10 protein-coding genes are annotated in these 15,684 nt (G+C 64.9%); all 10 read left to right on the top strand.

Annotation, left to right across the window (positions count from 1 at the left end):
- The first annotated feature begins 137 nt into the window (after positions 1-137).
- The 10 genes from M3P21_RS10425 to M3P21_RS10380 are packed head-to-tail and all read left to right on the top strand — an operon-like array spanning position 138 to position 15,522.
- The gene (locus M3P21_RS10425) at positions 138-845 is read left to right on the top strand and encodes a hypothetical protein (protein WP_249709882.1); all 708 of its coding nucleotides are present in this window, start codon (positions 138-140) and stop codon (positions 843-845) included.
- Positions 846-849: 4 nt separating this feature from the next.
- Complete coding sequence (locus tag M3P21_RS10420; protein WP_249709881.1) at positions 850-2,526, top strand: S1C family serine protease; 1,677 nt, start codon at positions 850-852, stop codon at positions 2,524-2,526.
- A gap of 6 nt (positions 2,527-2,532) precedes the next feature.
- A complete protein-coding gene (locus tag M3P21_RS10415) occupies positions 2,533-3,450 on the top strand; it encodes a hypothetical protein (RefSeq protein WP_249709879.1) in 918 nt (305 codons plus the stop codon).
- Positions 3,451-3,471: 21 nt separating this feature from the next.
- Positions 3,472-6,546 carry a virulence factor SrfB gene (locus tag M3P21_RS10410; protein ID WP_249709878.1) on the top strand — a complete coding sequence of 1,025 codons (3,075 nt, stop codon included), beginning with the start codon at positions 3,472-3,474 and terminating at the stop codon, positions 6,544-6,546.
- Between the two features lie 21 nt (positions 6,547-6,567).
- On the top strand, positions 6,568-9,171 hold the full coding sequence (locus M3P21_RS10405) for a virulence factor SrfC family protein (protein ID WP_249709877.1): 2,604 nt from the start codon (positions 6,568-6,570) through the stop codon (positions 9,169-9,171).
- Positions 9,168-10,154, top strand: a complete 987-nt coding sequence (locus M3P21_RS10400) for an SEL1-like repeat protein (protein ID WP_249709875.1) — start codon at positions 9,168-9,170, stop codon at positions 10,152-10,154. Before M3P21_RS10405 ends, M3P21_RS10400 begins: the two co-directional genes overlap by 4 nt.
- A complete protein-coding gene (locus M3P21_RS10395) occupies positions 10,138-12,051 on the top strand; it encodes a vWA domain-containing protein (RefSeq protein ID WP_249709873.1) in 1,914 nt (637 codons plus the stop codon). The genes M3P21_RS10400 and M3P21_RS10395 overlap by 17 nt, the downstream gene beginning before the upstream one ends.
- Entirely contained in the window at positions 12,048-12,767 is a 720-nt protein-coding gene (locus tag M3P21_RS10390) for an ABC transporter ATP-binding protein (protein WP_249709872.1), read from the top strand. The genes M3P21_RS10395 and M3P21_RS10390 overlap by 4 nt, the downstream gene beginning before the upstream one ends.
- Positions 12,761-13,957, top strand: coding sequence for an FtsX-like permease family protein (locus M3P21_RS10385; RefSeq protein ID WP_249709871.1), 1,197 nt, complete (start codon positions 12,761-12,763; stop codon positions 13,955-13,957). The genes M3P21_RS10390 and M3P21_RS10385 overlap by 7 nt, the downstream gene beginning before the upstream one ends.
- Positions 13,954-15,522 (top strand): formylglycine-generating enzyme family protein, encoded by a 1,569-nt coding sequence (locus M3P21_RS10380; protein ID WP_249709870.1) that lies wholly within the window; start codon positions 13,954-13,956, stop codon positions 15,520-15,522. The genes M3P21_RS10385 and M3P21_RS10380 overlap by 4 nt, the downstream gene beginning before the upstream one ends.
- The last annotated feature ends 162 nt before the right edge of the window (positions 15,523-15,684 follow it).

The raw sequence follows: 15,684 nt of genomic DNA, 5'->3' as shown, positions 1-15,684 counted from the left end.
CCAACCGGCGGAAACCCACGACCCCACGGATACGTGCAAAGACGGGGGCTTGCAGCCCGCGAAGCCTGCGTCATAAACTCGCCCAAAGTGGTTAGGAGGCGCATCGGACCCCAACAGGGAAGAGCGCCTGGGTGATTATGCGGTTTCTCGTTGCGGCTTTCGCCTTTGTGCTTGTCGCCCTGATTGGTGCCTCTGCCACGTTGCATCTGCAATCGTGCGGTGTTCGGCTGCCGTTTACGGATCGCGTGGTCTCGTTCTGCGAGGATCCCGAGGTCGCGCGCATCCGCGCCGATCAGGCGCAGAGTGATGTCACCAATGCCGATCTTGTCGCGCGTGTGAACCAGCTGGAACACGCGCTGGCGCTGTATCACTGCAAGGCTGATCCGCCACCGCCGCCCCCTCCGCCGCCACCCCCTCCGCCACCGCCGCCGCCGAAACCCAAGACGCCCAGCGGGCTGGACCCGGACGCGTTCGACAACAAGGATATCTCGGTGATGGAGGGGTGCTGGGAACTGTCCTCGGATTACGCCGTGCGCGAAATCAACACCGGCAAGATCGAACGGTTTCGCTATTGGCGCATCTGTTTCGACCGCAATGGCAATGGCACGCAGGTGATGCGCTCGACCGGCGGGATTCGCTGCGAGGGGCGTCTGTCCGGGCGGTTGCCCGGCAATGGCCGCCTGACGATGCGCGAGCCGGGCAATCTGCAATGCGACAATGGCTCGTCCATTTTCCGTCGCGACATAAATTGCAGCATCGACAATCGCGGCAACGCGAATTGCGATACCTATCAACCGGAAACCAACGGCCGCAGCTCTGCTACGCTGCGGCGGGCGCGGAGGTAACCTCATGGCCAATCAATTCCTGTCCAAGATTCGCGTGGCCCCGGATGACTTCGTGCGCGCCGCAGATGCGCCGGTGCTGGAGCGTCATGCCGAGTTGCAGGCGCTGCTGTCGGAACGGGCCGGGCCCGAGGTCGCCGGGCTGTTTGCTGAACCGCTGATCAGCCGCGGGAATGACGAGGCGGCACCAACTGTCGCCTGGTATGCCGATGCCACTGGCGAGGCGCAGCCGCTGAGCCGGTTGAGTCCCGCTGAGCAGGACCGGATCTCCGCCTATCTGTCGGATCATCTGCGCCCCTTGCGGACGCTGGCGGAAGACCCGGGCCAGAGCGATCTGGCCTGGGGGGCGCTGACCACTTACGGGGCGGAGGATGTGATGGTGGCCGATGGCCGCCCCTTCATCGTGAACTGGGGCCTGATGCCCGACGGGCGTGGGGCCAGCGCGGCGGCGCGGCCTGCACATTTTGAGGCCACGCTGGGCCGTTTCATGCGCCAGCCCACGGCTGCCCCGAAACCCACGGTCGCGCCCGCGGTTGCGGCAGCGCCGCTGGCGGCAGCCCCGGCGTCTGTTGAAGACCCCGCGCCCCGCGCACGGCTGTCGCCGCTGGCCTGGGTGCCGTTGCTCGTGCTGCTGCTGATCGCTGCGGCGGTGCTGTTCTGGCTGTTGCAACCGGGCACAAGACTGCTGCCGAAAGAGCCGCCGCGCATCACCGAAGCCGGGACGCTTGATGCGCAAAACGCGCTCAACGCCAGCTTGCGCGAGCGCATCGCCTCGCTGGAAACCGCGCTGGACGGTGCCGTCTGCCGGGCTGATGGCGTGCTGATCCTGCCCGGCGGTCTGACGCCCGAAGGCTTGCTGCCGCCCGCCGAGGGCACCGCATTCCCCGAACAGGCCGAAGCCGCGCCCGACGCGCTGCTGCCCAACAAGGCGGATCGGGTTCTGGTGCCCAACCCCGACGCGCCGGACCAGCCCGATGATCTGGTCACCCATCTCGACAACCGCACGGTTCTGGTTCTGGCCGAGGGCCCGTCCGGCGTTGCGGCGGGGTCGGGGTTTTCCATCGGCAATGGCCATATCCTGACCAACCAGCATGTCATCGACCTTGGCGCTGAGACGCGTGTCGTGGTGATCGGCAAGGCCTTGCCTGAACCATTGGCGGCCACGGTGGTCAAGGTCTCCGGGCCGCTGGCTGAGACGGGTGACGATTTCGCTCTGTTGCAGGTCGAAGCGAGCGATCTGCCCGGCTTCACCCTGTTTCAGCCGCCCTCATCGCTGCGCCTGAGCAACGTGATTGCGGCGGGCTTTCCCGGAGATGTTCTTGAACTGGACCTCGATTTCGCCGGGCTGATGCGCGGCGACGCCAGTGCGGTGCCCGCGCTGACCGTCACCGATGGGATCGTGAACACCGAACAGCAACTGGCGCCGGACACCAATGTCCTGATGCATTCCGCGCCGCTCAGCACCGGCAATTCCGGCGGGCCGCTGGTGGATATGTGCGGGCGGGTCGTGGGGATCAACAGCTTCGTGCGCAAGGGGCCGCTGCAGAACCGCAGCTATGCGCTGGCGATGCCGGATGTGCTGGAGTTTTTGCAGGGCACACCCGCACAGCCGGTCCTGACCGAGGAGGCCTGCGCGCCACAGGTCCGCCCGCAACTCGCCCAATCGGCCCCGGCTGAGGAGTGATGTCGGGTGTTTGAGGCGCTGCTCACAACCACCACCTCGGAAGGGCTGCAACCGCTGGGCACGGCGGCGCAGCGTTCTTATGAGCTGGTGACCGGCGCGCTACGGCAACGGCTCGGACCGGAGTATGCCGATCTGTTGGCCGAACCGGTCAGCACGCCCCATGGCGACCGCATCGACTGGCACGCGCCGATGGCGGGGCGGCCCATGCGCCTGTCTGACCTTGCGCCAGAGGAACAAGCTGCGCTCAAGGCCCGGCTGGGTGAGCGGATCGCCGCGATTCTGGCCGAGGCGGAGACACTGGATGCCGGGCCGGGTTCGGACGATCACCGCCTGGGCGAGGCGTTGCGCAACGCGGTTGAGATCCCGTCAGAGGATATGATCCACGTGATCCGCACCGCTGATGGCACCCATCCGGTACTGGTGCACTGGGCCTGGGTCAGCGGCGAGCGGATGGCGGTGCGTGGCGTGCTGACCAAGATGGTGCCGCGCGCGCAACCGCTCGGCACGGTGCATTCCGGCCCGGTGGCCAGCGTTTGGACAAGTCCGGTCTGGTGGTGGCTGATCCTGCTGGGCTGGCTGCTGCTGGCGGCGTTGCTGGGGCTGATCCTCTACCTGATGATCCGCCCCTGCGGCTTGAGCCCCTTTGGCCCCGACCATTGCCATGAGGATACGGCCGAACTGTCGGCGGCCTATTCCGAATATCAGGTGCTGAACGACCGGGTCGCACGCCTGCAGCACGAGATCGCGCTGACCGACCGTGCCTGCAAACCGGTGGTGCCCATTGCGCCCGCCGAGGCCCCTGCAGAACCCACCGCACCGCAGCCTGAGAAAGAAGGCGGGCTGTTGCCAAATCTCATCCAGAAAATCAAGCGCTTGGCAGGGCTGGAGGATGCGTCCTACACTGTGCCCAAAGCGCCGAACTGAGGCCCGAATTGAGAGACGCGAATGCAAAGCAGTGAACATCTGGCCCGGTTGGTCGATTGGCGCGACGAGGTGACGCTTGTGCCCTATTCGGGCGTGCAGATCCTCGATTTCGGGTTCCGTCTGGATCAGGTCGAGGTCAAGAACGCGCGGTTCATCGAACGTCGGGTCGGTGGCGATGACGCCAACGAGGAATGGGCGTTGATGCCGCTCACCGGCGACGCTGACACCGATGAGGCGATCGAGGATGCCGCGCGCGACGATGATGACCCTTATTCGGTGCGCCCGGTGGCGGCGTTGGAACCGTTCCTATCGAAATGGGTGCCGGTACCGGTGCTGCGCATCAAGACCGATCGCGGCCCCGGTGGCGAGGAACGTTTCGATCCCGGCCCCTCGACCTGGGCGCGGATGCGGGTGGTGGAACTGGACAACCCCGAGGGTGAGGATGGCAATACTCATCGCGTGCAACTGGCCATCGACACCGCCTTGATCGAGGCCGCGCAGGCGGATCGCTATCTGGCACCGGAGCGCGCGGATGCCGAGAAATCCCGCGAGTTCCGCTTTGTGTCCGACCCCGCGCATATGGACTGGTTCCTGCGGCGGCTGGACAGCGATGGCGACGGGCAGGCGCTTGATCTGCAGAAATGGGTGTCCGACTGGCTGGAAGAGGCCTTCATCGCCTTCAAACGCGCCGAACGTCCCGGCAGGCGGATCACCTCTGACACATTGCCGCACAAGTTCGAACACTGGGCCCGCTATCTGGCGTTCCTGCGGCTGGTCAATCACGCGGTAACGGTGCCGCGTCTGCGGCTGGCCAACACCGTTTCGCAGCGCGAGGGGATGACCCCGGTGGATGTGGAACTGGTGCTGGATGTGGGCAATTCGCGCACCTGCGGCATCCTGATCGAACGGTTTCCCGGCGAGACGCGGCTGGATCTGGCGCGGTCCTACCCGCTGGAGATCCGTGATCTGTCGCAGCCCGAGCGGACCTATTCCGGCCTGTTCGAAAGCCGGGTCGAATTTTCCGAGTTCCGCATGGGCGACGAACGTTTCGCCAGCCGCTCAGGCCGGCGCAACGCCTTCATCTGGCCCAGCTTCGTGCGCACCGGACCCGAGGCGCTGCGGCTGGTGGCGGGCGAAGAGGGGACCGAGACCGCCTCGGGGCTCTCCAGCCCCAAACGGTATCTCTGGGATGATACGCCGCTGCAGCAGGATTGGCGGTTTCATCACCACTCCGATCCCAACAACCTGCCCAAATCGCTGCGGGCGGGGATGCGGTTTCTGAACGAAAACGGCGATGTGCTGGACCAGATCGCTGCCGATGAAAAGGCCCGCCTGCGCCCGCGTGGCAAATCGCAGACCAACCCGGCGATCCGGCCCCGCTTCGCGCGCGCCTCGCTGTTTGGCTTCATGCTGGCCGAGATCATCGCCCATGCTCTGATCCAGGTGAACGCGCCTGCCAGCCGGGCGCGACGGGCGCAATCGGAACTGCCGCGCCGTCTTGACCGGATCATCCTCACCTTGCCCACCGCAACCACTGCGCAGGAACAGGCGATCATCCGGTCCAAGGCCAAAGGCGCGCTGGCGCTGGTCTGGTCGCTGATGGGGCTGAGCTCGGGTGAAAGCGCGATTTCGCAACCGCCCGAGTTGATCGTGGAATGGGACGAGGCCAGTTGCACCCAGCTTGTCTATCTCTACTCCGAGCTGACCCAGAAATTCGACGGCCGTATCGACCGGTTTCTTGAGCTCAAGGGCCGCAAGCGCGCGCAGACCGACGGGGCCGAGCCGACCCCGTCGCTGCGGCTGGCCTCCATCGACATTGGCGGCGGCACCACCGACCTTATGGTCACCACCTATTGGGGCGAGGCGGGGCGCGTTCTGCATCCGCGCCAGACCTTCCGCGAAGGGTTCCGCGTGGCCGGTGACGAACTGCTGCAACGGGTCATCGCCTCGATCATCCTGCCGGGTCTGCAATCAGCGATCGAGGCCGGGGGCGGGCGCTATGCCGCCGAGAAAATCCGCGAATTGTTCGCGGGTGATACCGGTGGCCTTGATCAGCAGAGCATCCAGAAACGGCGGCAATTTGCGCTGCGGGTGCTGATGCCGCTGGCGGTGGCCATTCTGGAGTCGTGTGAAACCGCAGATGAGTTTGCCCCGCTCGATCTGACGATTGCCGATATCCTGCGGCTGTCTGACAACGGCGATGCCAGCCTGCCGGACGTGTTGACCGACTATATCGAACAACCCGCCCGCACGCTTGGGGCCGAGGGTTTCCATCTGCGTGATGTGGTTCTGTCCTTCAGCCGCGACGAGGTCGATGCCATCGCCCGCGAAGTGCTGCAAAAGGCGCTGGGCAATATGGGCGAGGTGATCGCCCATCTGGGCGTTGATGTGGTGCTGATCACCGGGCGCCCCTCGCGTCTGCCTGCGGTGCGGGCCATCCTGCAGGAAATGATGGTGGTACCGCCGCACCGGCTGATCCCGATGCACAGCTACAAGACCGGGCGCTGGTACCCGTTCCGCGACCCGGTGACCCAGCGCATAGGCGATCCGAAATCCACCGTGGCGGTGGGCGGCATGCTGATCGCGCTCAGCGAGGCGCGCATCCCCAACTTCAAAGTGATGACCGGAGCCTTCCGCATGCGCTCCACCGCCCGCTATATCGGCGAGATGGATACATCGGGGCAGATTCTGGCGGACCGGGTGTTGTTCTCCGAGATCGATCTGGACGCGGGCAAATCGGCGCAAGATCTAGAAGCCAGCGTGAAGATGTATACGCCGATCCATCTGGGCGCGCGGCAATTGCCGCTGGAACGCTGGACGACGACCCCGCTCTATCGGCTGGATTTCGCGACCCAATCGGCGCAGGGGCGCGCGCCCTTGAATGTCACCTTCGAGCGGACCGAATTTGACGGTGACCCCGACGTGGAAACCTCTGACACCGTGCTGCGCCGCGAAGCGATGCGCGAGGCGTTTTCTGTCACCGAGGTCGAGGATGCCGAAGGCGACAGCATGAAACCCGGCGAGGTACAGTTGCGCCTGCACACGTTGGGGTTCGAGGATGAATATTGGATCGATACCGGACTTTTCCGGCTGTAGGTTGAGAAGATGAGTACAGAAATGAGCGCGGCCGCACAGGAACAGCTTGCACAGGAATGCGCCCGCATCGCCTCGGTCTGCGGCGAGGCGCTGACCTGGGTGCAGGACCCCGGCAACGGTGATCTGCTGGGGGCCGAGGCACGGTCGCTGATCCGCTTGATGCGGCAATCGGCGCGGCGTTCGGGGCGGTTGAGCCGGTCGGCGCGGACCCGCATGTCGGTCAGCGTGTTCGGTCCCAGCCAGGCGGGCAAATCCTTTCTGGTCTCGGTGTTGGCACGACCCGAAAACGGACGTCTGGTGGCGGATTTCGAGGGGCCGGACGGGCAGTTGGATTACATTCGCCAGATCAACCCAGAGGGCGAGGGTGAAAGCACCGGTCTGGTGACCCGGTTTACCATGGACCGCGCGCCAACGCCCGCAGGCTTTCCGATCCGGCTGAACCTGCTCAGCGAGGCCGACATCGCCCGCACGCTGATCAATTCCTTCTTCATGGATGGCGACCGGTCCGAGCCGGTCCCCGAGCCGGGTGACATCGCCGCGCATCTCGATCAGTTCAAGGCGCGTGCAGGCGCCGTGCAGCCGGGGCTGGACGAGGATGATGTGCATGAGATTGCCGAATATATCGACAGCCATTTCGGGCGCGAGGCCTATGCCGCCGCGCTGCGCCCGCTTTGGGAGGACGCCGCGCAAATCCTGCCGGGCCTGTCGCGCGCGGATCGCGCCGCGTTCCTGTCGCTGCTTTGGGGCGGACACGCGCCGTTCTGCGAGTTGTACCTGACGCTTGCCGATGCGCTGGCGCAACTGGATCATGCAAGCCAAGCTTTTGCCGGGCTGGATGCGCTGGTGCCGCGCGAGGCGTCGATCATCGACGTCAAGACGTTGGGCGGGGCTGCGGATGGCACGCCGCTCACTGTGACCACCGAGCAGGGGCGGCAGGCGACGCTGCCGCGCTCGGTCATCTGCGGGCTGGCGGCTGAACTGGTGCTGCCGATGCGCGATCTGCCCTCGCAGATCTTTGCCGATACCGACCTGCTGGATTTCCCCGGCGCGCGAAACCGGTTCGAACAGGACCTGTCGAAAGCCTTTGAAAGCCCCGACAAGCTGCTGCCCGAACTGCTGTTGCGCGGCAAGGTGGCCTATCTGTTTGATCGCTATGTCGAGGATCAGGAAATCACCTCGATGCTGCTGTGTATTCCCGACAGCAACATGGAAACGGTGGATTTGCCCGGTCTGGTGCAGAACTGGATCGCCAAGACCCATGGCCCCAACGCCGAAGCGCGCCGTGCGGCGGATTGCGTGCTGTTCATGGTGCTGACCAAGTTCGACAAGCACCTGTCGGACAGCGCCGCCGAGGGCGGGGATGAGACCCGGTTCGACCGGCGCATGCAGGCGTCCCTGTTGGAGAAATTCGGCAAGGGCAGTGACAACTGGGTCACCGAATGGCAGCCGGGTCAGAGTTTCGACAACTGCTTCTGGCTGCGCAATCCGAACTATTATGTCGACGGTTTGATCGACTATGACGAGGACCGCCGCGAACTGCGCCTGCGCCCCGAAAAAGAGACGCGGCTGGGTGAACTACGCGCGGGCTGCGTGCAGGCCCCGGCGGTGCAGCGGCACTTCGCGTCGCCCGAAGCGGCCTGGGACGCGGCGCTGTCGCTCAATGATGGCGGGGTGAGCTACCTCGCGCAACATATTGAGAAAGTGTGCAAACCCGACAGCAAGCTGGTGCAGATCAGGGCGCAGTTGCAGCAGGTGGTGGGGGAGCTAGCGCGCGCCATGGCGCCGTTCCATGTCTCGGATGATGTGGAAAAACGCATTGCCGAGAAACAGGATGCCGCCGCGCGCGTTATCGACGATCTGGAACAGGTTCTGGCCCGGCATCGCTTTGGCGCGCTGGTTTCGGCCCTGATGGTCGATCAGGAAGAGATTGAGGGCCGGATCAGCCGGGTTCCCAACTCGATTCGCATCACCAACGCGGTGAACGCGGCCGAAGGCGGCAGCGCGGGTCTGCAGCGTCCCGGTCGCCCGGCGCAGCGGGCCGAGAGCGCGGGTGACGGTATCCGCACGATGACGCTGGAACAGTTTCAGGCCGAAACCGCGATGGAGGCCTGGATCGAAGGCATGAAAGCCTTGCGCAGCGATGCAATGAGACTCAGCGCCTATGGCATCGGTGAGGGTACATCGGGCGATCTGGTGGCTGAACTGATACAGGCCGCGCGGCGCACTGATCTGAGCGATCGCACGGCGGATATGCTGCGCGAGGTGAATTTCGGCCTGACGGTCGAAAAACAGGCGCAACCGGCCTCGATTCTGGGGGCCGAGGCGATCAATGGCTTTGTGTCGACCCTGGGCATGCAGGATGTGACCGAGGCTGACCGGCCCAAGGTTCAGGAAAGCGACGGCGGCGAGCGCGCAATCTTCGTGACGCCTGCACCGTCCGACAGTGCCGATGATCTGCCGCAGCAGCCGCGCCCGACGGCGCAGAGCTTCTGGACCGATTGGGTCTTCGGGCTGGATGCAATGTTTGTCGCCAATGCCAAGGACGGTCTGGGTGGGCAGGTCGATGTGGATCAGAACCTGGCGCTGGGCCGCATTCTTGGCGCGTTGAACGGGCAGGGCGGATGAGGATCAAAGTCCACCCGGACCCCCAGAACCCCTCGGGCGGGTTTGCCTTTCTGGAACTGCCTGGCGCGTCGATGCCGGATCGCGTGACCATGGGGGTGCAGGATGCCTATTCGGGGCGCTGGCTGCACCCGGATGCGGGCGCCGGAGAGGAGCCGAACTGGCAACCCCAGATGCAGGAGCTGGGCCCGTTCGACATCTTCCGCCATGACGGGGCCGACTGGCTGCGGCTGGGACCCGACGTGGTGAACCACCTGGAGGAATACACCGCACTGCAGTTCCGGATCGACGGCAAGCAGTATGAAACGATCTGGCCTGACAATATCGCGCCGCGCACAGAAAAAGCCGTGCCAGGTGCCCTGCGGGTCACCACCCGTGCGCAACCAATTGTGGAACCGGTTGAGGTGAAGCTGCCGCCGGAACCTGTTGAGACAAAAGTGGAAACTGTCGACTCTGAGCCAGAGGAAGCGCCGCCGAAACGACGTGGCTATGCGCTTTGGCTGGCCGCGTTGTTGCTGCTTTGTGCGGCAGGCGCGGCGGCGTGGTACATGCTGTCTGACGAGACTGCCTCGGTCACCCCGGAAAGCCTGACGCCGGTCGCCGAGACCAGCGGTTCGGCTTGTGCCTTGCCAGCCCTGCAGGCGCTGGGCGGGTTCGATGCGCAGATCACGGCGGTGCGAGATTGCGGATCGGATGTGTCCCCGGACGCGGCTCTGACCCTGATCGAGGCCGCCGCCAAACAGGGCAATGCGCAGGCGCTGACTCTGTTTGGCACGCTTTATGATGGCGACGAACTGGCCCCGCGGATCGAAAACCTGACCGGGCTCACCTTTGCTGACGATCCGGCGCAGGCGGCAGAATATTACGCCGGGGCCGTTGCGGCAGGCTCAGCGGAGGCGCAGGCGCGGCTTACCGCGACCTGCGCGCGGCTTGATGGGTCCTCTCTGACGCTGGAAAAGGGGGCATTTGATGATTTCTGCCGTTAAGTCCGCCGCTATAGCCATTGGCCTCGCGATGATGCTGACGACCCCGTCCGGTGCCGCTGCGACGGATCGGCCCTTGCTGGCTGAGGGGCGAAAGACCGTCTATCAACGGGTTCTGACCCGCCCGGGTGCGCTGCAATATTCGGAACCCGATGGTGGTGTCATTCGCCAATACCCCGCATTTCAGCCGCTTTATGTCTATGCCACCCAACCCGGTTGGTATCAGGTCGGGTCGTCGATCTCCAAAGGGCCCGAGGGCTGGTTGCGCGCCGATCAGGCGGTGGAATGGAAGCAGAATATCGTTGCTGCCTTCACCAATGCCGCCGGTCGGCAACGGCAGGTGATGTTTGACAGCGAAGAGGGCTTGCGCGAGCTGATGGAAAGCGAGGCGCTGCAAGCCGAACAGGCCGAGATTCTGGATGAGGTGACCAAGGACACGCTGGCGCCCGAACGGGGTGTGGTGGCGGCGGAGCCCGAGGAATATATCAACATCGTCGAACGGCTCTACCTGATGCCGATCCTCGATTTCACGCAGGATCTGCACCCGCTGAATTACGAGGACAATCTGCTGATGCAGGTGGCCTCGGTGCCGCTGCGCGAAGATGGCGCACAGGCGGGCATGATCGCCGACAATTTCGATGCGGGGATCGTGTTTGTCCTCGATACCACCAGTTCGATGGACCCCTATATTCAGCGCACGCAGGCGGCGGTGGAAAAGATCATCGGTGACATTCAGGGCACCGAGGTCGGTTCGCGCGTGCATTTCGGTGTGGTGGCCTTTCGCGACAATGACGCGGCAGCCCCCGGTCTTGAATACCGCACCCGGACGCTCCTGCCGCTGGAACGGCGTGATGATCAGGCGCAGGTTGTCTCGACCATCCGCGCGGCGGCCAATGTGGCCCGCGCCAACTCGCCCGGTTTCAACGAGGACAGCCTGGCCGGGGTCGAGGATGCGCTGGAAGGCACCGACTGGTCGGGTGGCGATGGCGATCCCTTCGATGCGCGGATCGTGGTGCTGATCACCGATGCCGGACCCAAGGATGCCCGCGACCCTGATGCCCGCTCCGAGATCGGGCCAGCCGAGTTGCAGCGCGTGGCGCAGGACAAGGGCGTCGCGGTGATGACCCTGCATCTGCAGACCCCCGCCGGGGGTGCCGCACAGCACGCCTATGCCGAAAACCAGTACCGCCAGCTTTCGCGCTTCAACGACGAGACCTTCTATTACGGCATCGCCGACGGGTCCGAGGCGGCGTTCGAGCAGGAGGTGACACAGCTTGTCACCGCGCTGACCGATGTGATCCGGGTGGCGCGCGATGAAAAACCGCTGCTCAGCCCCGATGAGGCGGGCAAGGTGGCCAATCTGGGGCTGGCGATGCAACTGGCCTATCTGGGGCGTCTGACAGACCGGCAGGCCCCGGATGTGATCGAGGGCTGGGTGTCGGAAAAGGCGGTCGAAGACCCGACCCGTCTGGCCATCGAACCACGGCTGCTGGTCACCAAGAACGAGATGGCGACCATGGCCGATCTGCTGGAGCAATTGCTGGAACTGGGCGAGCAAAGCCGCAATGCCGAGGATGCCGACACCTTCTTTGCGCAGGTCCGCGATGTGGTGGCGCGGATGGCGCGGAACCCGGATCGTTTGGTGAACACCGACGCGGAAACTCTTGGCGGGGCTTTGGAATTCCTCGAAGATCTGCCTTATGAAAGCCAGTTGATGCTGACCACACCCGCCCGCTGGCAGCAAAGCGCGATGATCCGGCGCCAGATTCTGGATGGGATGCGGCAGAAGCTCACGCAATACCGCAAATGGCTGCTGGACCCGAGTGTGTGGACCGCGCTTTCCGATGATGCCCCGGATGGCGAGCATGTCTTTGCCATGCCGTTTGATGTCCTGCCATGACCGCGCAGGGCGGGCTGACGGTTCGCAATGGTGCCATCGAGGTTGCGGATGTCGACCGGGTGTTCCGGGTCGAGATCGATGCGCTTGATCTGCCGCCCGGCGGGGTGATTGCCCTTTCCGGGGCCAGCGGATCGGGCAAGACACTGGTTCTTGAGGTTTTGGGTCTGCTGCGCCCACCTGCACGCGGCACGCTTTATGCGGCGGCGGGCAATGATCTGGCCGCGCTCTGGTCGCGCGGGGTGGCTGGGGATGATCTGGCCCACATGCGGGCGACACTGTTTGGATTTGTGCCACAGACCGGGGGATTGCTGCCGTTTCTTGATGTGGCCGATAACATCTCCCTGCCGCAACGCATCTGTGACCGGCCCGATGCTGCATGGTGTAGCGAATTGATGGAGCGGTTGGGTCTCACCGATCTGCGCAAGCTTTGGCCCGACGCGCTGTCTATCGGTCAGCGCCAGCGGGTGGCCATCGCCCGCGCCCTGGCGCATCGACCGGCCTTCGTGATCGCGGATGAGCCCACCGCCGCGCTGGATGCCCAGAGCGCCGATCAGGTGATGGCGCTGTTGCTGGAGGTTGCCCGTGATACCGGTGCGGGCCTCTTGTTATCGTCGCATGATACCGACCGGGTCACGCGGTTCGGGATCGAGATGCGGCGGCTTGCCCCGTTCGGGGACAAGCCCTTCACCACAAGGTTGGAGGCCGCGCCATGCTGATCACCTGGCTGGCGCTCAAGGATCTCTGGCGCGAGCGGTTCTACCTGTTCTGCAATTGCGCGCTGCTGGTGGGTATCTTGGTGCCGCTCCTGGTGCTGTTCGGGGTCAAGAACGGCGTCTATTCCGCGCTGATCGGCGAGATGATGGAAAACCCCGCCTATCTGCAGATCGACACGGCGGGCAATGTGACGCTGAGCGAGGACGATCTTGCCCCGCTGCGCGGCTGGACCGAGATCGCCTTCATGACCCCCAAGGTGCGCACCCAGTTCGACTATATGAATGTCCGCCAGAACAGCGGTCGGCGTATCCGGCAGGCAGTGATCGTGCCCTCGGGCACAGGCGATCCAACCCTGCCGCCCGGCGCACGGCTCGACAACAGCAACGTCGCGGTCAGCGCGCTGCTGGCGCGGCAGCTGGAACTAACGCCCGGAGCCTCGGTGCAACTGATCAGCCAGGCCGAGGGGCGGCCAAGGCAGCTGGTGCTGGATATGCGGGTGGGGCTGGTGCTGGAGGACCGCGCGCTGGGCGGTCGTGCGGTTCTGGTCCCGTTCGAGACGCTGGACCTGATCGAGGCCTTCTATGATGCCTACGCCTTGCCCGATTACGGGATCGAATCGGGCAAGGATATTGCCGGGCGGGTTCCGGCCTATTCCGGCGCGCGAATCTATGCCCGCGACCTAGAAGCGCTGCCGGGGTTGCAGACCCGGATCGAGGTTCAGCTTGGCGTGACCACCCATGCCCGCACCGCCGATGTCACCTCGTTGCTGCGGCTGGGGCGCAACCTGACGCTGGCGTTGAGCCTGACGGCGGCGATTGCGACGCTGGGTCTGGCTGCCGCACTGACGCTCAGCTTCTGGTCCGAGGTGGCGCGCAAGCGGCGGGTGCTGGCCAGCCTTGCGATGCTGGGGCTGACCCGCCGCCAACTGGCGCTGTTCCCGGTGGTACAGGCACTGGTCGCGGCGGCGCTTGGCCTGGTGCTGTCCTTCCTGCTATATGGGATCGCTGGCCGCATGGCGCAGCATTGGTTTGGGCAGGGGCTGCCGGGCGGGCGGAACCTGTCGGTGATCTCGATGGGGCAGGCCGTGATGATCTCACTTGCGGTATTATGCATCGTGGCGCTTGCCGCTGCTGTCGCTGCCTGGCGCGCGCAGCGCTCGGACCCGGCGCTGGTCCTGCGGGAGGTCTCATGATCGGGCGCATCCTGGCTTTGACCTGGCTCGCGGCAGCACCGGCGATGGCGCAGACCACGCCGCAGGCCGCGCCTGAATCAGACGGGTGGGAGGTCGAGTTCTATGACCCCGGCGCGGGTCAGGCGCCTGCCGATCTGCTCTTGCCGATGCCCTGCGGCGGGTTGATGGCGTTTCAGAAAGTGGTGGTGCCGCTGGATGCCGCTGATCCGCTGGCCGACCGGCGGGTGCGGCTGGGGCAATCCTCAGAGAGGGCGGGGTATTCCGACTATCTGCGCACGGCGTTTCTGCGTGGCCCGTTCAGCGACGATCCTTCCAGCACGCATTACTACATCTCGCGTTATGAACTGACGCAGGGCCAGTTTCGCGCGCTGCAAGGCGATTGCGGCGACGGCGGGCGTGCCGACCGGATCGCGCGTGGCGGGTTCAGCTGGTTCGACGCGGTGACGCTGGCGCAGAACTATACCGCATGGCTCTATCGCAACGCGCCCGACAGTCTGCCGCGCAGCGGCGATGCGCCCGGCTTCCTGCGCCTGCCGACCGAAGCCGAATGGGAATACGCCACGCGCGGCGGTGCCAAGGCGGACCCGAGCGCGTTTTCCGATCCGCGCTATTTCACCGATAGCGACCCGCGTGAGCATGCCTTCTATCAGGGTGGCGGTGCGCGCGGGCGGCTTGGGCCGGTCGGGTTGCGAAAGCCCAACCCGCTGGGGCTCTATGACGTCTACGGCAATGCCGAAGAGCTGATGCTGGAGCCTTACCGGATGAATGCCGCCGGTCGCGCCCATGGTCAGGTGGGCGGTGTGGTCACGCGCGGCGGTTCGGTCCTGTCCAGCGCGAGCGATCTCTATTCGGCGCAAAGGACTGAGTATCCGCCGCATGACGCGCGCACCGGGCGACCCCTGCGGGGCGAGACCTTTGGTCTGCGGCTGGTGATCGGTGCGCATGTCTCGACATCTCAGGCGCGGTTGGGCGAGATCGAGGACAGTTGGCGGGCGCTGGCCGCAGAGGGCGGCGATGCGCAGGGTGATCCGGACCGCACCCTGTCGGACCTGATCCGGGCGGAACCGGACACCAGGCGACAACAGGAACTGGACGCATTGCAGCTTGAGCTGCGCCAGAACCGCGACCGGATCCGGACCGCGCTGGACCAGTCGGCGCGCGCGGCGCTGCTTTCGGGCGCGGTGTTTGTCGAGGCCTTGCGCGACAGCGCCGCCCAGATCGACGCCAAGGCGGCCAGCATTCGGATGCTGGTCGAACTGCAGCGCACCGGCGGTGGCAGCGGGCTGATGGAGCGGCAATTGCGGGGCCATGTGGACGAAATCAAGCAGATGCGGCGGCAGAACAAGTTCTATCTGCTGTCCTACCAGACGGCTCTGGACACCCTGGCGACGGACTATAACCCGGATGATACAGAACGGCTGCGCATGGTTCTGGCGCAGGACCTGACACAGGCCGGGCAGACCCGACTTGCCGGGGCGCTGGGCAGATTCTCGGACGATCTGGGTGTTTATGCGCAAACACCCGACATGAGCCAGCAGGCCCTGATGAACCTCGCGTTGCAGTGAAACAGTCCGTCGTTTCTGTCATGATCCGTAACCCAAGTTCACTTTTGTGGGCATAAGAGCAGCGAAAAGGCGCTGAAACTTGACAAGTAGCGGCTGGTTTGGTGGGCTGTCAGGGTCTGTTCATTTAGTCTCGACAGGAAATCTGTCGACCCGGGTTCTGAT

Origin of the sequence: Ruegeria spongiae (genome assembly GCF_023502395.1) — a bacterium.
Taxonomy (GTDB): Bacteria; Pseudomonadota; Alphaproteobacteria; order Rhodobacterales; family Rhodobacteraceae; genus Ruegeria_C; species Ruegeria_C spongiae.
The sequence above is the reverse complement of the archived record's forward strand: the minus strand, read 5'-3'. Positions and strand labels throughout refer to the sequence as shown.